General features: G+C 66.6%; 18 protein-coding genes, 1 pseudogene and 1 riboswitch. Of the genes and pseudogenes, 9 read left to right on the forward strand and 10 right to left on the reverse strand.

The features are described 5' to 3' along the window. The first annotated feature begins 2 nt into the window (after positions 1 to 2). The 3 genes from HDC95_RS13390 to HDC95_RS13400 are packed head-to-tail and all read left to right on the forward strand — an operon-like array spanning position 3 to position 2,743. On the forward strand, positions 3 to 899 hold the full coding sequence (locus HDC95_RS13390; protein WP_259064070.1) for a carbohydrate ABC transporter permease: 897 nt from the start codon (positions 3 to 5) through the stop codon (positions 897 to 899). Further along, on the forward strand, positions 896 to 1,738 hold the full coding sequence (locus HDC95_RS13395; protein ID WP_259064071.1) for a carbohydrate ABC transporter permease: 843 nt from the start codon (positions 896 to 898) through the stop codon (positions 1,736 to 1,738). The genes HDC95_RS13390 and HDC95_RS13395 overlap by 4 nt, the downstream gene beginning before the upstream one ends. A gap of 30 nt (positions 1,739 to 1,768) precedes the next feature. Further along, a complete protein-coding gene (locus HDC95_RS13400; RefSeq protein WP_259064073.1) occupies positions 1,769 to 2,743 on the forward strand; it encodes a glycoside hydrolase family 130 protein in 975 nt (324 codons plus the stop codon). Between the two features lie 9 nt (positions 2,744 to 2,752). On the opposite strand, the gene msrA is transcribed toward HDC95_RS13400, so the two are convergent. Continuing rightward, the gene (gene msrA / locus HDC95_RS13405) at positions 2,753 to 3,298 is read right to left on the reverse strand and encodes a peptide-methionine (S)-S-oxide reductase MsrA (protein WP_259064075.1); all 546 of its coding nucleotides are present in this window, start codon (positions 3,296 to 3,298) and stop codon (positions 2,753 to 2,755) included. A 147-nt stretch (positions 3,299 to 3,445) separates the two neighbouring features. On the opposite strand from msrA, the gene HDC95_RS13410 reads away from it, so the two are divergent. After that, positions 3,446 to 4,363, forward strand: coding sequence for a DUF808 domain-containing protein (locus tag HDC95_RS13410; RefSeq protein ID WP_259064077.1), 918 nt, complete (start codon positions 3,446 to 3,448; stop codon positions 4,361 to 4,363). A 3-nt stretch (positions 4,364 to 4,366) separates the two neighbouring features. Here the strand turns inward: HDC95_RS13410 and HDC95_RS13415 are convergent, their stop codons facing one another. Next, entirely contained in the window at positions 4,367 to 4,969 is a 603-nt protein-coding gene (locus HDC95_RS13415) for a protein-L-isoaspartate O-methyltransferase (protein ID WP_259064079.1), read from the reverse strand. 149 nt (positions 4,970 to 5,118) lie between these two features. Between HDC95_RS13415 and HDC95_RS13420 the strand changes: the two genes are divergently transcribed. From HDC95_RS13420 to HDC95_RS13440, 5 genes are all read left to right on the forward strand, one after another. Then, complete coding sequence (locus HDC95_RS13420) at positions 5,119 to 5,547, forward strand: hypothetical protein (protein WP_259064080.1); 429 nt, start codon at positions 5,119 to 5,121, stop codon at positions 5,545 to 5,547. Next, positions 5,547 to 6,698 carry an HNH endonuclease signature motif containing protein gene (locus HDC95_RS13425; RefSeq protein ID WP_259064081.1) on the forward strand — a complete coding sequence of 384 codons (1,152 nt, stop codon included), beginning with the start codon at positions 5,547 to 5,549 and terminating at the stop codon, positions 6,696 to 6,698. Before HDC95_RS13420 ends, HDC95_RS13425 begins: the two co-directional genes overlap by 1 nt. Further along, positions 6,686 to 7,417 carry a haloacid dehalogenase type II gene (locus tag HDC95_RS13430; RefSeq protein WP_259064082.1) on the forward strand — a complete coding sequence of 244 codons (732 nt, stop codon included), beginning with the start codon at positions 6,686 to 6,688 and terminating at the stop codon, positions 7,415 to 7,417. The genes HDC95_RS13425 and HDC95_RS13430 overlap by 13 nt, the downstream gene beginning before the upstream one ends. Before the next feature lie 17 nt (positions 7,418 to 7,434). Continuing rightward, positions 7,435 to 7,563, forward strand: a riboswitch (FMN riboswitch). Between the two features lie 71 nt (positions 7,564 to 7,634). Further along, positions 7,635 to 8,351: a nicotinamide riboside transporter PnuC gene (gene pnuC, locus HDC95_RS13435; RefSeq protein ID WP_259064083.1), complete on the forward strand. Its 717-nt coding sequence runs from the start codon at positions 7,635 to 7,637 to the stop codon at positions 8,349 to 8,351. Then, positions 8,351 to 9,262, forward strand: a complete 912-nt coding sequence (locus tag HDC95_RS13440) for a J domain-containing protein (RefSeq protein WP_259064202.1) — start codon at positions 8,351 to 8,353, stop codon at positions 9,260 to 9,262. The genes pnuC and HDC95_RS13440 overlap by 1 nt, the downstream gene beginning before the upstream one ends. Positions 9,263 to 9,298: 36 nt before the next feature. On the opposite strand, the gene pucL is transcribed toward HDC95_RS13440, so the two are convergent. The 8 genes and pseudogenes from pucL to HDC95_RS13480 all read right to left on the reverse strand — a co-directional run bounded on the left by pucL (position 9,299) and on the right by HDC95_RS13480 (position 16,893). After that, the gene (pucL, locus tag HDC95_RS13445) at positions 9,299 to 10,249 is read right to left on the reverse strand and encodes a factor-independent urate hydroxylase (RefSeq protein ID WP_259064084.1); all 951 of its coding nucleotides are present in this window, start codon (positions 10,247 to 10,249) and stop codon (positions 9,299 to 9,301) included. Between the two features lie 4 nt (positions 10,250 to 10,253). Then, the gene (gene uraH, locus HDC95_RS13450) at positions 10,254 to 10,598 is read right to left on the reverse strand and encodes a hydroxyisourate hydrolase (RefSeq protein ID WP_259064085.1); all 345 of its coding nucleotides are present in this window, start codon (positions 10,596 to 10,598) and stop codon (positions 10,254 to 10,256) included. Then, complete coding sequence (gene uraD / locus HDC95_RS13455; protein ID WP_259064086.1) at positions 10,595 to 11,092, reverse strand: 2-oxo-4-hydroxy-4-carboxy-5-ureidoimidazoline decarboxylase; 498 nt, start codon at positions 11,090 to 11,092, stop codon at positions 10,595 to 10,597. The genes uraH and uraD overlap by 4 nt, the downstream gene beginning before the upstream one ends. A 30-nt stretch (positions 11,093 to 11,122) precedes the next feature. After that, complete coding sequence (gene bcp / locus HDC95_RS13460; protein ID WP_259064088.1) at positions 11,123 to 11,599, reverse strand: thioredoxin-dependent thiol peroxidase; 477 nt, start codon at positions 11,597 to 11,599, stop codon at positions 11,123 to 11,125. Continuing rightward, positions 11,596 to 12,984: an allantoinase AllB gene (allB, locus tag HDC95_RS13465; RefSeq protein ID WP_259064203.1), complete on the reverse strand. Its 1,389-nt coding sequence runs from the start codon at positions 12,982 to 12,984 to the stop codon at positions 11,596 to 11,598. The genes bcp and allB overlap by 4 nt, the downstream gene beginning before the upstream one ends. 78 nt (positions 12,985 to 13,062) lie before the next feature. Beyond that, a pseudogene (locus HDC95_RS13470) lies at positions 13,063 to 14,187 on the reverse strand (glycerate kinase); the annotation flags it as partial. 1 nt (position 14,188) lies between these two features. Beyond that, a complete protein-coding gene (gene gcl, locus HDC95_RS13475) occupies positions 14,189 to 15,985 on the reverse strand; it encodes a glyoxylate carboligase (protein ID WP_259064090.1) in 1,797 nt (598 codons plus the stop codon). Between the two features lie 29 nt (positions 15,986 to 16,014). Then, positions 16,015 to 16,893: a 2-hydroxy-3-oxopropionate reductase gene (locus tag HDC95_RS13480; RefSeq protein WP_259064093.1), complete on the reverse strand. Its 879-nt coding sequence runs from the start codon at positions 16,891 to 16,893 to the stop codon at positions 16,015 to 16,017. Positions 16,894 to 16,911: the final 18 nt, after the last annotated feature.

Genomic DNA, 16,911 nt, shown 5'->3' on the forward strand with positions numbered 1-16,911 from the left:
TCATGACCGACAAACGACGGCTGCGCACCCGATGGCTGGGTGCGCAGCCGATCGGCGGCCTCTTCGCGCTGCCGTACTTCGTGTTCGTGATCGCGATCTTCGCGTACCCCCTCGCGTTCGCGGTGTACATCGCGTTCCACGACTACTTCTTCACCGCGCCTGGTGTGGAAGTAGACCGTCCGTTCGTCGGCTTCGACAACTTCGCCACGGTGCTCACCGATCCACGGGTGCTCGACTCCTTCCGCAACACCCTGATCTTCCTGGTCATCAACGTGCCGCTGACGGCAGTGCTCTCGCTCGTGCTCGCGGCCGCACTGAACACCGGCATCCGCTGGGTGGCCGCCTATCGCGTCGCGTTCTACGTGCCCTACCTGACGGCGAGCGTCTCGCTCGTCGGCGTCTGGATGCTGTTGTTCTCGGGCAACGGACTGATCAACACGATCCTCGGCCCACTCGCCCCCAACCCGTCCTGGCTCGTGAACAGCGCGCTGGCGATGCCGATGATCGCGCTCTACGTGACGTGGAAGCAACTGGGCTTCTACATCCTGCTGTATCTCGCCGCCCTCCAGAACGTGCCGAAGGAGCTCTACGAATCGGCGGAGACCGACGGCGCGGGCACCTTCAAACGCTTCCTGCACGTGACGGTTCCCGGAGTGCGCAACGCCACGATGCTCGTACTGATCCTGTCGATCATCACCGGCGCCAACCTGTTCACCGAGCCTTACCTGCTGACCAACGGCGGCGGTCCGGACGGAGCATCGTCCACACCCGTCCTGCTCATCTACCAGCTGGGCATCCAGCAGCAGAACCCCGACACAGCGGCCGCGATCGGCATGATCCTCGTGATCCTGGTCGGGATGCTGTCGCTGGCCGCCAACCGCGCGACGAGGGAGAGATGATGAAACGCACTCGCAAGGCTCCGCGGATCCTGAGCGTCATCCTGCTCACGATCGCGGCCATCGCCTTCGCCTTCCCGTTCTACTTCATGCTGGTCGGCGCGTTTCAGGAGAGCCCGACGAACTCTCCGGACGAGCTCTTCCCGACCGGCGGGTGGACCGTCGACAACTTCGTCGCGATCGATTCGCGGATCGACCTGGCGGGCTCGCTGCTGAACTCGTTGATCTTCACAGCAGGAGTGCTGCTCGGCACTGTGGTGTTCGGCCTCTTGGCCGGATACGCGATCGCGCGGCTCGACTTCCGCGGCCGAGGAGTGATCTGGGTGCTGATGCTGCTCGTCCAGATGGTGCCGTTCCAGCTGCTGATGATCCCGCTGTACGTGCAGATCACCCGCAGCTACGGCCTGGGGGATTCGTACCTCGGAATGATCCTGCCGTTCCTCATCAACACCACGGCGGTGTTCATCTTCGTGCAGTTCTTCAAGGCGCTGCCGGTGGAGATCTTCGAGGCGGCGCGCATCGACGGTGCGGGAGAGATCCGTCTGCTGACGTCCGTGGCGATTCCCCTCATCCGCCCCGTGCTGGTGACCGTGGTCCTCGTCACGTTCATCGGCCCGTGGAACGAGTTCCTCTGGCCCTTCCTCATCACGAAGGACGCGACCCTGCAACCGCTCGCCGTCTCCTTGGCGAACTACATCTCCAACGTCGCGCAGTCCACTGCCAACCCGAACGGGGCGATCCTCGCCGGCGCAACGGCGCTCGCGTTCCCCGTCGTGATCCTGTTCATCGTCTTCCAGCGCTTCTTCAGAGCCACCGATCTCGGCGCAGCCGTCAAAGGTTGATCAAACGCCGGCTAGCCAGAAAGGGCATCCATGTTCACCGGAGCCACGTTCCCCCTCGGCCCCTTCACCCCGTTCGAGGGCAACCCCATCCTGCGACCCCGCGGCGACAGCTGGGAATCGGCCAACCTCTACAACCCGGCTGCGCTCGTCGACGGCGACGAGGTCGTGCTGCTCTACCGTGCGCACGCCGACGACATCGTCTCGCACATCGGTATGGCCCGGTCGCGCGACGGCGTGAACTTCACGCGTGAGGATGCACCTATCCTCTCCCCGTCCGAGGACTACGAGCGCTTCGGATGCGAGGATCCTCGGATCGCGCTGATCGACGGCACCTACTACCTCACTTACACCGGATGGGACCGCCACAGCGCGCAGCTGTGCCTCGCGACCTCACCGGATCTGCGCACCTGGACCAAGCACGGGCCCCTGTTCGAGGACTTCGACACGTTCAAGACGATGGATCCGCGAGGCTTCAATTGGTCGAAAGCCGGCGTGATCGTCCCGGTGCAGATGCACGGCAAGTGGTGGATGTACTTCGGCGAGGGGGCGATCTACTGGGCGACCAGCGACGACCTGATCCACTGGACGCCGGGCACAGCCGACACCGATCCGATGTACTCCCCGACTCCCGGCACGTGGGATGAGGCGCTCGTCGAGATCGGCACCTCGCCCGTGCTGGCCGACAACGGCCTGCTGGTCTTCCTCACCAACGGTGCGACGCGTGTGGTCAACGACGACGGTTCAGTCGACGTCGATTACCGGTGCGGCCAGATCGCAATCGACCCGGACGAGCCGACGAGGGTCATCGCCCGTCTGCAGGAGCCCTGGCTTCGCCCGCAGACGTTCGAGGACACCAACGGTCTCGTCTCGAACGTGACGTTCGTCGAGGGACTGGTGAAGTTCCAGGAGAAGTGGTTCGCGTACTACGGCCAGTCCGACACGACCCTGGCCGTCGCCATCCACGACCCGGCTCAGCCGTGGGGGCGCTCATTGCGCACCGCGTGAGGCGGATGGTCAGGCGGTCGAGGCCTCTTCGCGCTTCGGCAGCACCCATCCCGCTCGGGGGAAGTGGCAGGTGTACCCGTTCGGGTAGGTGATCAGGTAGTCCTGGTGCTCAGGTTCGGCCTCCCAGAAGGGGCCTTCCGGCTCGATCGTCGTGACCGCCTTGGCCGGCCACAGGCCGGACGCGTCGACGTCGGCGATGGTGTCACGAGCGATCTGCTCCTGCTCGGGGCTCAGCGGGAAGATCGCCGAACGGTAGCTCGTTCCGATGTCGTTGCCCTGGCGGTTCAGCGTCGAGGGGTCGTGGATCTGGAAGAAGAACGCCAGGATGTCACGATACGTCGTCTTAGTGGGGTCGAACACGACCTCCAGCGCTTCAGCGTGACCGGGGTGGTTACGGTAGGTCGCGTTGGCGTTCTCGCCGCCGGTGTAGCCGACCCTGGTGTCGAGCACGCCGGGCTGGCGACGGACGAGGTCTTCCATGCCCCAGAAACATCCGCCGGCGAGGATGGCCGTCTCAGTGCCGGGGGTGCGGGTGATGGTTCCATTGTCAGTCATAGTGCTTCTCCTCTGTCAGGGATAAGAACAGTCTCGCCCTTGACGGCATTCCACACGACATCGACGTCGCGAGGAGACGGCTTCGCGGCATCCGATTTCACTCGGTGCCAGTAATGTTGCTTTCCTGCCACTCACACAGGGGGACGCATGTCGGTTGGTCTGCTCGCGGTCGTCGATGACATTCTGAGCGCCGCGTTGAAGGCGTCTGCGAAGTCGGCGGGAGTGGTGATCGACGATGCCGCTGTCACTCCTCAGTACGTGCAGGGCATCTCGCCGGCACGCGAACTGCCGGTGGTCTGGAAGATCACGCTCGGCTCACTCGCCAACAAGTTCCTGATCATCATCCCGATCGCGCTGCTGCTGACCGCGTTCGCGCCGTGGGTGCTGCCGTTCCTCCTCATCATCGGCGGCACGTACCTCTGTTTCGAGGGCGCGGAGAAGGTGCTGGAGTGGTTCGGGTTCCATCACGGTCACGCCGACGAGGGCGCGCGCAACGAGAACAAGCTCGTCTGGGGTGCCATCCGCACCGACCTCATCCTGTCGACCGAGATCATGCTCATCTCGCTCGCGAATCTCGAGGCCGGGCTCAGCATCTGGATGACGCTCGCGATCCTCGCCGTCATCGCGCTGATGATGACCGTCATCGTGTACGGCGCGGTCGCACTTCTCGTCAAGATCGATGACATCGGTCTGAAGATGGCGAAGAATCCCTCGCGTCGCGTGCGTCATACCGGCACCCGGATCGTGCGATCGATGCCGGCGGTGTTCCGCGTCATCAGCGTCGTCGGAACCGTCGCCATGCTCTGGGTCGGTGGGCACCTGCTGCTCGCGAACCTAGGCGAGGTGGGACTGGTCTTCTTCAGCGACGTGCTGCACGGCATCCACGACTTCCTCGCGCCCGCCGGCGCGGTGATCGCGTGGATCGGCGAGACGTTCGTCTCGGCCGTGGCAGGGCTCGTCGTGGGACTTGTGATCGTCGGAGCGGTGCTGCTGATCGGACGGGTGCTGGGCAAGGAGCCGAGCTTCCACGAGGGCGAGGAATCGCCGGCGACGGTGTCGGCGTAGAGTTCAGTCTCCCTCGCCATCCTCAAGAGGAACGAAACTGTAGATCCCGGCATCCTCTCGCCTGTGCGCGACGCCGTCGCGCATATCGACGACGGTCATCAGGCCCGCGACCGGCACGACCATGCACCCGCCCTCTGCGAGCTGCGCTTCCAGGCGCACCGGTATGCTCGTCGCCTGCGCGGACACCAGGATCCGATCGAACGGCGCCTCCTCAGGCAGACCCAGAACGCCGGGGATGGCTTCCCGGATCTCGGCGCGAGCCCTTGTCTCTGCGAGTCGCTCGCGCCCGTAGCTCACCAGTTGAGGGACCAGTTCGACGCCGATGACGGTGCCTTCCTCTCCGGCCAGAGTGCTCAGAATGGCGGTCGTCCATCCTGAACCGCTTCCCACATCGAGCACGCGGTCGCCCGGTTGAACATCGAGCAGGGCCAGCATCCTGGCAACCGTCGACGGTTGCGAGTTCGTCGCGTTCCAGCCGATCATCACCGGGTGGTCGGCGTCCGCCAGATGGCGCACATCGGGAGGCAGGAAGTTCTCCCGCGAGTTCGCCGACATCGCGGCTCGCACGCGGGCACGCGTGGTGGGATCCACCCCGATTCCGGCCATGCTCCGACGGTACGCCGGAGGATGCTGGAGCACCAGATTGCGTCCCCGCTCTTCCTCCACAGGCATGTGGTCTCGCGTGGTTGTGCACAGGTTGTGAATAGCCTCTGATCGGGGGTTTGAATGTCGGTGGCCCCGGGTTGAATGGGGGTATGGGATCACTGGCGCAGGAGTTGGAGGACGTCGATCGGTTGTTGGCCGAGGCGATGGGCTCCGCTGACATCGCGCGTGCGGATGAGAGTGTTCTGCTGGATGTGGTCCGGGTGTTGGGGTCGGTGCAGCGGCGCCTGGATGGGGCGGTCGTAGCGGTCATGGAGCGGATCGTGGAGCGGGATCAGTGCGAGCGTGACGGCAGGTTGTCGACGCGCGCGGGATGCCGGGACGCCGCCGAGCTGCTGCGGCGCACGCTCCTCGCGGACGGACCTGCCTCCCGCCGGTATGTGACGGCGGCAGGGGCGATGCACCGCGAGGTCGACATCACCTCGGGAGCGCCGCTGCCGGGGAAGTTCCCGGAACTTGCGGCAGCGCTGGCGGACGGGTGTTGTCCGTGGGCGGGTTCCTGGCATGTACGGTCCCGCTGATGAAAGCAGCACGGATCGGTGTCACCGATCGTCTGGCGGCGGATGCGGTGCTGGCACGGTTCGCGGCCGGACGGCCGCTGGACGGCTCGGTCTCTGCGGAAGTAGCCCCGGCGCCGACAACGGACGAACTCGCGGCGTTGGCGGCGCATATCATGGCGCGGTTGGATCCGGACGGGGCGGAGACGTCGGATCGGGCGGGCAAGCGCAGACGGCATTTCACGATCGGGAAGCTGCGGGACGGGTCCGTGCCGGTGCGAGGGGAGCTGCTGCCGGAGGTGGCGGCGCAGTTGCAGAAGCTCATCGACAGCCTGTTGAACCCCAAGGCCGAAGACAACGGCAGCGGGAGTACGGTGCGGTTCCGGCCCTCCGACGACACCGGCGACGGCGAACGCAGCTCCGAGTACGGTGCCGAGGAGGTATCAGACCGAGCGGACGGGCTCGAACCCCACAAAGCCAAAGCACCTCCGGCACAGGCGGCAGACTTGCGCACGCACGCACAGAAACGGCACGACGCGTTCGCGACCGTGCTCATGGTCGCCGCGGCATCTGGCGGCATGCCCACATTGGGTGGTGCGGCGCCGACACTGGTGGTCTCGGTCACCGCGGAAGACTTCGCCAACAGGACCGGGCGGGCGAGAGTCGAAGGTGCCGGGTATGACGTGCCGGTCGGGGCGGCCGATCACGCCGGGTGTGCGGGAGGGGTTCATCGGGTGCTGTTCGATCAGAAGGGCGCGATCGTCGCGATCGGCACCACTGCACGGCTGTTCAACGCGACCCAGCGGCGGGCGATCGTGCTCAGAGACCGCGAATGCCTCATCCCTGGGTGCAGTGTGCCCGCGGAATGGTGCGAGATCCACCGCGTCACCGAGCACGCCCGCGGCGGGCCGACCCATACCAGCAACGGGGTGCCGTTGTGCTGGCACCACCACCGCACCCTCGACGAAGGCATCTGGCACATCCGGATGCGCGACGGGCTCCCCGAGATCCGAGGTCCCCGATGGTGGGACCCCTACGCAAATGGCGATCCCCTCACCACGACTACCGAGCCATCGACCACGCCCTCGACACCGAACATGAGCGAGAACGCGCACGAAAACCCGCGTGGAACACCTGGTGATGGCGCGCTGTTGATCCTGAAATGCCGCAACTGAACGACATCGAAGTCATCGTGTTCGACGTGCTGGGAACCCTTGTCGACGAGCCGGAGGGCCAGCGATCAGCGATCCGCGAAGCATTTCCTCAAGCTGACCCCCGCCAGGTGCAATCTCTGACGGAGAGTTGGCAACGCTACGTCAGAGATCAGCAGGCCGAGATCGCCGAAGGTCGCCGCGCGTACGTCGATTCGGAAATGCTCGACGCGGAGGCCGCGACAGCCGTGTTCGACGAGGCTGCAGGTCTCGGACTTCCCGCAGCACACGATGGCGCTGCCGATCTGGCGGATCCAGCGCCCGACCCCGGAGCCCGCCTCGCAACCGCGAGCAGGCGCCTACCGCCCTGGCCGGATTCCGTCGCCGAACTCGAACGCATCGCCGCGCGCCTCCCCGTACTCGCGCTCTCCAACGCGGGTCCGACGACGCTCCTTCACCTCTCCGCGCACACCGGCCTGCGTTGGCATCAAGCCGTGACCGCCCACTCGATGTCTGCGTACAAGCCGGCGCCGTCGCTCTACCGGCGAGCAGTGCGGGTCGCCGACCGCCCACCCGAACGAATACTCATGGTCGCCGCGCACGCGTGGGATCTGCGCGCAGCGCAGAATGCCGGCATGCGCACCTGCTACGTCGACCGACCGGTGGGCGACCCACAAACGGCATCCGACCACTTCGACATGACCGTCGCCGGGCTGAACGAGATCCTCCCTGGCCTCGGGTAATGTTCCGGATGAACACGCACGTGCTCCGGGGTCGGTGAAATTCCGAACCGGCGGTCATAGTCCGCGACCCGCGGCTCCTCGGAGCTTCGGTTGAACCGGTGGAACTCCGGTACCGACAGTCAAAGTCTGGATGGGAGAAGCACAGCTGACTGGCACGCCCGAACGCGTGTGAGCGACCAGCATCCTCCTCGGCAGCATCGATGCCGAATGGAGAACGATGGAAATCCTGCGCTGGCTGGTCGACGCCTTCAACTCGCAATGGGCGCTGCCCGGCGGGCAGAGCCTGCTCATCCGCGAAGTCGTCGGTAACGTCTTCGGCCTCGCCAGCGCACTCGGTGGCATGCGTCGCAAAGTCTGGGCATGGCCCGTCGGCATCGTCGGCAACCTTCTGCTGCTGACGGTGTTCCTCGGATCCATCCTCAACCCCGACCATTCGCTGCCGAACCTGCTCGGCCAGGCCGGCCGCCAGGTCATGTTCATCGCCGTCGCGATCTACGGCTGGATCCGCTGGCGCCAGGCGAAAGCAGACGGCGGGCAGCTGACACCCCGCTGGGCGCCGAACAGCGCGCGTGTCGGCCTCGTGCTCGCGCTGGTCCTCGGCACGATCGCCCTGACTCCACTTTTCCGCGTGCTCGGCTCCTACGAGCCGGTCTGGGCGGATGCCTGGACCTTCGTCGGCTCATTGCTCGCGACCTACGGAATGGCGAAGGGCTGGACCGAATTCTGGCTGATCTGGATCGCCGTCGATGTCGTCGGTGTGCCCCTGCTGTTCAGCTCCGGCTACTACGCGACCGGTTTCATGTACGTCTTCTACGGCGTCTTCACCGCCATCGGTTTCGTGGTCTGGTGGCGGGCGCACGCGAACGCGAAACCGAAGATCGAAACGATCATGCCGGATCCACGAGTGGTGAAGACCAGCGAGAATGGTAGGTGATGTTCGACAGCCCGCTCTCCGCCTCCGCGTACGACGTGCTCGGCGTCGACCCCACTGCCACTGAAGAAGAGCTGCGGCGTGCGTTCCGGCTGAGACTGCGTCAGACGCATCCGGATGCCGGTGGCGACGCCGCCGCGTTCATCCAGGTGCAGCGCGCCTGGGACCTGGTCGGCACTGCGGAGGCGCGTACGGACTACGACCGCGGCCATGGCTTCACCGACGAGGTGAGCTGGAACGGGTGGCAGGCGCCTCCCGCTCAAACCGACACCCGCCCGAAGGCGCGCTCCTACGGACACCCCGGTGGGTGGCGCCGCGAACGCTACCTGTCGCTGATCCGGGAATGGGCCGGTCACGGGGTCGAAGTGCCCGACCCCTACGACCCGGCACTCGTGCGATCCGCACCGCACGAACTGCGACGCATGCTCGCAGACGCCCTCGCCGAAGAGGAGACGGCGCGCACCGTCTCAGACCTCGGCATGGGCTTCACCGTGTGGCACGACGTCGCCACCGGCCGGGATGCCGACGACAAGCTCGACCATGTCATCCTCAGCCCGTCCGGCCTTTACGGCATGCTGTCAGAGGATTTCGGTGAGATCGTGCGATTCCGCCGAGGCGAGATCATCGGCAGGGCCGTCGAAGGCGCGCCCGTCGCCCGGCTCCTTGCCCGCATGCGCGTGGTCGCCCGTTCGGCCCGCGTGCGCTTCGGCGGCGCCATCGTCGTGCTGCCCGATGACGACCTCGACCAGGCGATCACGCCGCTGGGGAAGGTGCGCGGCGTCCCGGTGGTCGTCGTGCGCCGCAGCACTCTGCGCACCGTGCTGCGCCAGGGCGTGCCTGGCGCGCGCGACATCGGCGGCAACGAGCTGTTCGATGTGCGCACGCGCCTGCAGCACGCCGTGCGATTCGTCTGAACGCGGGGACCACACCCACGACGTTCAAGTCTTGCCTCAGCAGAAGGAGCTGACCGCCTCCCACGCCGACGGAACCTCGGCCTGCCCGTCACGCGTCACAGCCGCTTCGATCAGGCCATATGAGCGATCGGAGGCGAAGAACACCTCATTGGGATTGTCGAGTCCGTACGGCTCGAGGTCGACGACGAAGTGATGTTTGTTGGGCATCGAGAAGCGGATCTCCGCGATCTCGGGGTGCGCCTCCAGCACCGCACGACCCATCTCGAACAGCGTCGCCTGCAGCGCCGCCGAATACCGCCTGGTGAACTCCTCGAGCAGGATGCGCTTCACATCCGCGTAGATCCCGTTGAAGTCCAGGTCTCTGGATCCGGCGTCCGGCGCATAGCGCCAGCGCGCCGAGACATCCGTCGCCAGAATGCGATCCGTGGTCTCCTTCAGCGACGTGTAGCGATTTTTCGGGAAGCCGACGAATCCGGACTGCGTGGTCTTGAGTACCGTCAGCCCCTTCAGCCCGGCGATGATGTGCCGCTCTGGCCCCTCGGCGACGACGACGGCCGTGCGTGTCTCCTGCCCCGTGCGGACGAAGGAGTGGTCGTGCTCCTCACCGTCGACTTTGATCCGATCCCAGGCATAGCTCTCGGCGAGCCAGCGACCGCCCTCGACCCAGTCGAACTCGCTCGTGAAGTGATCCGAGAGCCGCAGCAGAAACGTTTCGGGCGAACCGATCCCCTCACGCGCGAAGCAGAAGACGGTGTTCTTCTGGGTGTCGGTCGCGACGACGTGGCCGTTGTCACCGTCCAGATGCGCGGCCTGGAAGTCGCCGCGCAGCTGCGAGGTGACGTTGAGGTCCTCGATCGAGTGCCGGTCGCCCTCTTTGGTGACCTTGACGACACGGACCTCGGCCTTGCCGTACTGATTGGGGCCGAGGACGATGCCGCCGTTCGGGGTCTCTGCGTCGGTCTGGGTGTGGGTCATGATGTCGGTCATCGTTCTAACTTCCTCGGTAGGTCGAATATGCGAAGGGGCTCAGCAGCAACGGCACGTGATAGTGACGCTGCTCGTCATCGACGACGAACGTGAGCACGACTTCGGGATAGAAGGTGGGAGTACCGGTGCGGGCGAAGTACCCACCGGTGTCGAAGTGGAGCCGGTAGGTGCCGGCGGGCAGCGCCTCGGGCCCGAGCTGCTTCGCCCGGCCGTCAGCATCCGTGACGGCCTCGGCGAGCAGCATCCATTCGCCGTCCCGAAGAGCGGAGAGCACCACCGTGATGCCAGGAGCCGGCAGCCCCTGAACGGCATCGAGCACGTGAGTAGTGATATGCGACACAGCAGTCATGCGGTGATCGTTCCTCTCAGTCGGAGCAGTGCGATCTCTCGCAGCTGCCCGGCGATGATCCGCTCTTCCGAGTCGGGGTCGTGCTGCAGCCGTTCTCGCAGGCTCGACAGGATCTCTGCCGCGGAGCGTCCGGCGGCGCGGATCAGGAAGACCCGGCCGAAGCGCTCCTCGTATGCGAGGTTGCCGTCGCGAAGCGCCCGCTGCACCTCGGCATCAGACGGGTCGACCCCGGCCTGCTCTGAGCGCGACAGCGTCGCCTCTCTGCTGTCCCCTCCCGCGCGCTCGCCGATCCGGGGATGGTGAGCGAGCGCCGATTCGATCTCCTCGGTCGTGAACGGATCGGCGGCCCGAGCCGCCTCCGTCACAAGGGAGTCCACCGACTCGAAGGGACGGCGATCGACGATGTCTTCACACCATCGCGTCACATCGATACACGGCCGGAGCGCGGTGACAGCGTCGCCCCGCTCCGCCAGATTGAACTGCTCAAGCAACATTGCTTGATCTCTTTCTCTTGGGTTGTTCGGTCATTTCAGCAAGGCATCCCTGAGGCGGGCGATGTGGCCCTCCGCCTTGACGTTGTACTCCACGGACGAGATGACGCCATCGGCGTCGACCACCACCGTCGTGCGGATCAGACCGTCGAACGTGCGACCGTTGACCGTCTTCTGCCCCCACGCGCCCCATTCCCTCGCCACAGCGGAATCCTCATCGGAGAGCAGCGGAAAGCTCAACTGCTCCGCCTCCGCGAACTCCGCGAGCCTCGACACCGGATCGGGCGAGATCCCGAGCACGGCGTAGCCGGCGCCCTGGAACGATCCGAGATTGTCACGGAAGTCGCACGCCTCGGTGGTGCAGCCCGGCGTGAACGCCGCGGGATAGAAGTACACGATCACGGGCGTGCCGCGCAGCTCGGACAGAGTGCGCTGCTGTCCGGATGCATCCGTGAGCGTGAAGTCCGGAGCGGTCTGGCCGACCTCGAGCTCTTCAGATGAGTTGATCATGCGGTTTCTCCATTCTCGATGTGCTCAGCAGTTCCCCGTCGCAGCAGCCGCCCTCGAGGCGCGTCGCTCTCGACCGGCGCGCCCGCCAGGAAGGTCGTTCGCACGATACCCGTGAGCTCCTGCCCGTCATAGGGGGTGATCGGATGCCGGTGCGAGAGCCGTTTCGCATCGACGGTGAACGTCTCGTCCGGGGCGAAGATGGCGAAATCCGCCGCGCCGCCCTCGACGATGCGGCCCTTGTCCACGAGACCGACCCTGGCGGCCGGCTTCTCCGACATGAGCGACACGATCTGCTCGAGCGAGAAGCCGCGCTGGCGCGCGTGCGTCCACACGAGCGAGAGCCCCAACTGCAGCGACGCGATGCCTCCCCAGGCCAGCGAGAAGTCGCCGTCGCCAGCGAACTTCATCTCGGGTGTGGACGGCGAATGATCGGAGACGATGTAGTCGATCGTTCCCTCGGTAAGCCCGCGCCACAGTTCGTCGCGGTTTCCTTCCTCCCGAATGGGCGGGCAGCATTTGAAGGCGGTGCTCCCCTCGGGGATGTCTTCGGCGGCGAGAGTCAAATAGTGGGGGCAGGTCTCGACAGTCAGGTCGACGCCGTCGGCGCGCGCGGCGGCGATGCGGCCGAGGGAGTCGCCGTTGGACAGGTGCAGGATGTGAGCGCGCACACCGGTGTCGGCTGCGCCCTGGATCACCTCGGCGATCGCGGCATCCTCTGCGGAACGCGGCCGTGAGGCGAGGAACGGCGCATACTCGCGGCTGCCCGGCTGCACCGATTCCTCGATGATGTGCGCGTCCTCGGCGTGCACGACCAGCAACGAGTCCAGCCCCGCCAGCACTTCCATCGCCTCGCGCATCTCCGCGACCGACACATCGGGGAACTCCTCCACGCCGGAAGGGAGCAGGAAGCACTTGAATCCGTAGACGCCCTCGTCGTGCAGCGCGACGAGCTCGGCGATGTTGCCGGGGATCACACCGCCCCAGAATCCGACGTCGATGAAGACCCGCCCCTCGGCGACGGCCCGCTTCTCGTCGAGCGCTGCGACTGAGACGGTGGGAGGGATGCTGTTGAGCGGCATGTCCACGATCGTCGTGACCCCACCCACCGCGGCGGCCCTGGTGGCGGACTCGAAGCCCTCCCACTCGGTGCGCCCCGGCTCGTTGACGTGCACGTGCGTGTCGACCAGACCGGGCAGCAGGACCTCATCGGCGACGAGTTCGACGACCTGATCGGCGTCGAGGCCGGTTCCGGCAGCGGCGATCTCGGCGATGCGACCATCGCGCACTCCGACTTCGGCTGCCGCGAAGGCGCCGTCGATGAGGGCACGACCCCGCAGGACGAGGTCGTAGCGCTGTGCCGGGGCATGGGTCGCGGAAGCCGGCACTTCGTGATCGGCGGTCGCCGGAACCGAACCGACGTGACCCGCTGTCGACGGAGCCCGAGTTTCCTGAGCGATCTCCTCAGCGATCTCGCGCACCAGATCCTCGGCGAGCTGTTCGAGCAGCGCTCCGGCCTCGGCCATGCTGCGCTCGCCGTCGGGTTCGAGCTCAGACAGCGCGCGGGCACCGGCGAACCCGGCATCCGCGATCGCCTCGGCCGACAGCGTCGTCCGCCCGCACACGGCATACACCGGCAGACCGGCAGCGGCAGCGGCCCGCGCGACGCCCACCGGGGTCTTGCCCATCAGGCTCTGCTCGTCGAGGCTGCCCTCGCCCGTGATCACGGCATCCGCGCCCTGCAGCCTCGAGGCGAGGTTCGTCACCTCGAGCACGACATCCACGCCCGCACGCCGAGTCGCGCCGAGCGCGATCGCAGCGAATCCCACCCCACCGGCAGCACCCGCGCCCTCGCGAGATGCGGCTTCGGCAGCCGGCACCGTGAGCGCGTCGCCTGCGCCCAGCACTTCGACGAGTCGGGCAAGACCGGCTTCCAGCGTCGCGACGTCTTCAGCGGTCGCGCCCTTCTGCGGTCCGAACACCTCTGCGGCGCCGATCGGACCGGTGAGTGGATTGTCCACGTCGCTCGCGAGGATGATCTCGGCGTCTGCCAGCCGCGCATCCAGTGCGCTGAGATCCACAGAAGCGAGGCGCACCAGAGCGGCGCCACCGAGCGGCAGCTCTTCGCCCTCGCCGTCGAGGAAGCGCGCCCCGAGCCCCTGCAGGAGCCCTGCCCCACCATCGGTCGAGGCGCTGCCGCCGATTCCGAGCACGATGCGTCGGCATCCGGCATCCAGAGCCGCCCGCACGAGCTGACCGGTGCCGAGACTCGTCGCCCCAAGTGGGTCCTTGCGCCCTTCCGGCAGCAGGTCGAGACCGGAAGCACGCGCCATCTCGACGACCGCCTCGGTGCGGCGCACCGCGAACTCCGCCTCGATCAGGGCGCCGGTGGGACCGGCGACGAACACCGGCCGCGAGGAGAAGCCGGCTGCGAGCACGGCATCCAGAGTCCCCTCGCCACCGTCGGCGACGGGAACCGTCACGACCTCGATCGTCGGGTCGGCGCGACGCGCTCCCGAGGCGACCCTTTCAGCCACTTCCGGAGCCGTCAGCGACCCCTTGAACTTGTCGGGCGCGATGACCAGACGCATCTCAGACCTTCGCGAGGGAGACGATCGCGGTCGGAGCATCCTCCGGTGTCACGGCGAGCTCGCCGAACTCGTTCACATTGTCGAGTTCGGTGCCCATCGGGATGTTCGTCACACGCTCGAGGATCGCTTCGACCACGACGGGAACCCGGTACTGCTCGATGAGTGACTGCGCCTCGGCGAATGCCGCAGCGAGGTCTTCGGGGCGCTCGACACGGATCGCCCGGCATCCGAGTCCCTCTGCGACCTTGACATGGTCCACACCATAGCCGTTCGCAGTGCTGCCCTCCACGTGCGGGGAGTTGATGTTCTCGAACGCCAACGACACCTCGAAGTCCATCTCGAAGCCGCGCTGGGCCTGGCGGATCAGGCCGAGGTAGCTGTTGTTCACGACGACGTGGATGTAGGGCAATTTGTGCTGCGCCCCGACGGCGAGCTCCTCGATCATGAACTGGAAGTCGTAGTCGCCTGACAGCGCGACCACGGTCTCACCCGGCTTGCCGCGCACGACGCCGAGGGCCGCAGGCCCCGTCCAGCCCAGCGGACCCGCCTGCGCAGCGTTGATCCACTTGCGCGGGCCGAAGACGTGCAGCAGCTGCGCGCCGGCGATCTGCGAGAGCCCGATCGTCGTGACGTACGTGGTGTCCTTGCCGAAGGCGAGGTTCATCTCCTCGTATACGCGCTGCGGCTTCATCGGCACGTCGTCATAGTGCGTCTTGCGTTGCAGCGTGGCCTTGCGCTCGCGGCTCTCATCGGCCCAGGCGGAGTAGTCGGGCAAAGTGCCTGACATGCTGCGCTCCCGCGCGACCTCGAGGAACGCGTCGAGAGCGGCGCCGGCATCCGACACGATCCCGAAGTCCGGCGCGAAGACGCGACCGATCTGCGTCGGCTCGATGTCGACGTGCACGAACGTGCGGCCCTCGGTGTACTTGTCGACACTTCCGGTGTGGCGGTTCGCCCAGCGGTTGCCGATGCCGATCACGAAGTCCGAGGCCAGCAGCGTCGCATTGCCGTAGCGATGCGAAGTCTGCAGCCCCGCCATCCCTGCATTCAGTTCGTGATCGTCGGGGATCGTGCCCCAGCCCATCAGGGTCGGGATGACCGGGATGCCGAGCGCCTCTGCGAACTCGACGAGTTGGGCGGATGCGCCGGCGTTGATGATTCCGCCACCGGCGACGATGACGGGACGCGCGCTCGCGGTCAGCATGTCGATCGCCTTCTCGGCCTGGCGGCGCGACGCCGCGGGCTTCGCGATCGGCAGCGGCTCGTAAGCGTCGATGTCGAACTCGATCTCGGTCTGCTGCACGTCGATCGGGAGGTCGATGAGAACCGGTCCCGGCCGTCCTTCGCGCATCAGCTGGAACGCCTTCTGGAAGGCGCCGGGCACCTGCGCGCCCTCCATCACAGTCATCGCCATCTTCGTCAAAGGCTTCGCGATGGTCTCGATGTCGACCGCCTGGAAGTCCTCCTTGTGCAGCTTGGCGACGGGCGCCTGGCCGGTGATGCACAGGATCGGCAGCGAATCGGCCCAGGCCGCGTACAGCCCCGTGATCATGTCGGTGCCTGCGGGGCCCGAGGTGCCGATGCAGACGCCGATGTTTCCGTCGGCGGCGCGGGTGTAGCCGTCGGCCATGTGCGCTGCGCCCTCGACGTGGCGGGCGAGGGTGTGGCGGATGCCGCCGTTGGTTCGCATCGCGGAGTAGAACGGGTTGATGGCGGCCCCTGGCAGGCCGAACGCCTCGATGGCGCCCTCCTTCACCAGGATGGCCACGGCGGCATCTGCCGCACGCATGCGAGTCATTTCGTGCTCCTAGCTCTGGTTTTCGGGGTTCACTCGCGACCGGCGAAGGCCGCCGTCAGCTTGAACAGCCCGGAGTGATCGAGGCCGGAGTCGCCCTGCTGGACGGCGGAGCCGACGAGCTGGGCGACGTGGGCGCCGAGCGGAATCGTGATGCCGGCCTGTCGTGCGGCGGCGGTGATGATGCCCATGTCCTTGTTGTGGAGGGCGAGTCGGAAGCCGGGGGCGAAGTCGCGATCGAGCATCTTCTGGCCCTTCTGGTCGAGCACCTTGGAGCCGGCGAGGCCGCCGCCGAGCACCTTGAGGGCGGCATCGGTGTCGACGCCGAAGGCCTCGAGGAAGATGATCGCCTCGGCCAGCGCCTGGATGTTCACGGCGACGATCAGCTGGTTCGCGGCCTTCACGGTCTGTCCGGCGCCGGCGGGGCCGACGTGCACGATCGTCTTGCCGACCGACTGGAGGATTTCGTGCGCGGCGGCGAAGTCGTCATCCGTTCCGCCGACCATGATCGACAGCGCTGCGTCGATCGCGCCCTGCTCGCCACCTGAGACGGGGGCGTCGACGGCGCGGAGGCCGGCGGCGATCGCCTCGTCCGCGAGCTCCTTGGCGACATCGGGACGGATGCTGGAGGCATCGATCCACAGCGCGCCCTTCTTGGCGTGCGTGAAGATGCCCTCTTCGCCACGGACGGCGGCGACGACATCAGGGGAATCCGGCACCATCGTGATGATGACGTCGGCGCCCTTCACTGCGTCGGCGATACCGTTCGCGCCCTGGCCGCCGACGGCGACGAGTTCGTCGATGCGGTCCTGGCTGAGGTTGTAGCCGGTGACGGAATGCCCGGCGGCGAGGAGGTTCTTCGCCATGGGGAGGCCCATGATGCCGAGGCCGATGACTGCGATGTTGCTCATGATGATTCCTTCGTGTGG

Source organism: Microbacterium sp. AK031, assembly GCF_024807145.1.
In the GTDB taxonomy this organism is placed as follows: Bacteria; Actinomycetota; Actinomycetes; order Actinomycetales; family Microbacteriaceae; genus Microbacterium.

Excerpts from the sequence above, each read along its gene's own strand:
- pnuC (WP_259064083.1), top strand. The coding sequence starts at position 7,635 with ATGGAAATCCTGCGCTGGCTGGTCGACGCCTTCAACTCGCAATGGGCG.
- pucL (WP_259064084.1), bottom strand. The coding sequence starts at position 10,249 with ATGACCGACATCATGACCCACACCCAGACCGACGCAGAGACCCCGAAC.
- HDC95_RS13420 (WP_259064080.1), top strand. The coding sequence starts at position 5,119 with ATGGGATCACTGGCGCAGGAGTTGGAGGACGTCGATCGGTTGTTGGCC.
- msrA (WP_259064075.1), bottom strand. The coding sequence starts at position 3,298 with ATGACTGACAATGGAACCATCACCCGCACCCCCGGCACTGAGACGGCC.
- uraH (WP_259064085.1), bottom strand. The coding sequence starts at position 10,598 with ATGACTGCTGTGTCGCATATCACTACTCACGTGCTCGATGCCGTTCAG.
- HDC95_RS13425 (WP_259064081.1), top strand. The coding sequence starts at position 5,547 with ATGAAAGCAGCACGGATCGGTGTCACCGATCGTCTGGCGGCGGATGCG.
- HDC95_RS13400 (WP_259064073.1), top strand. The coding sequence starts at position 1,769 with ATGTTCACCGGAGCCACGTTCCCCCTCGGCCCCTTCACCCCGTTCGAG.
- HDC95_RS13415 (WP_259064079.1), bottom strand. The coding sequence starts at position 4,969 with ATGGCCGGAATCGGGGTGGATCCCACCACGCGTGCCCGCGTGCGAGCC.
- HDC95_RS13430 (WP_259064082.1), top strand. The coding sequence starts at position 6,686 with ATGCCGCAACTGAACGACATCGAAGTCATCGTGTTCGACGTGCTGGGA.
- HDC95_RS13410 (WP_259064077.1), top strand. The coding sequence starts at position 3,446 with ATGTCGGTTGGTCTGCTCGCGGTCGTCGATGACATTCTGAGCGCCGCG.
- bcp (WP_259064088.1), bottom strand. The coding sequence starts at position 11,599 with ATGATCAACTCATCTGAAGAGCTCGAGGTCGGCCAGACCGCTCCGGAC.
- HDC95_RS13480 (WP_259064093.1), bottom strand. The coding sequence starts at position 16,893 with ATGAGCAACATCGCAGTCATCGGCCTCGGCATCATGGGCCTCCCCATG.
- HDC95_RS13390 (WP_259064070.1), top strand. The coding sequence starts at position 3 with ATGACCGACAAACGACGGCTGCGCACCCGATGGCTGGGTGCGCAGCCG.
- gcl (WP_259064090.1), bottom strand. The coding sequence starts at position 15,985 with ATGACTCGCATGCGTGCGGCAGATGCCGCCGTGGCCATCCTGGTGAAG.
- HDC95_RS13395 (WP_259064071.1), top strand. The coding sequence starts at position 896 with ATGATGAAACGCACTCGCAAGGCTCCGCGGATCCTGAGCGTCATCCTG.
- uraD (WP_259064086.1), bottom strand. The coding sequence starts at position 11,092 with ATGTTGCTTGAGCAGTTCAATCTGGCGGAGCGGGGCGACGCTGTCACC.
- HDC95_RS13440 (WP_259064202.1), top strand. The coding sequence starts at position 8,351 with ATGTTCGACAGCCCGCTCTCCGCCTCCGCGTACGACGTGCTCGGCGTC.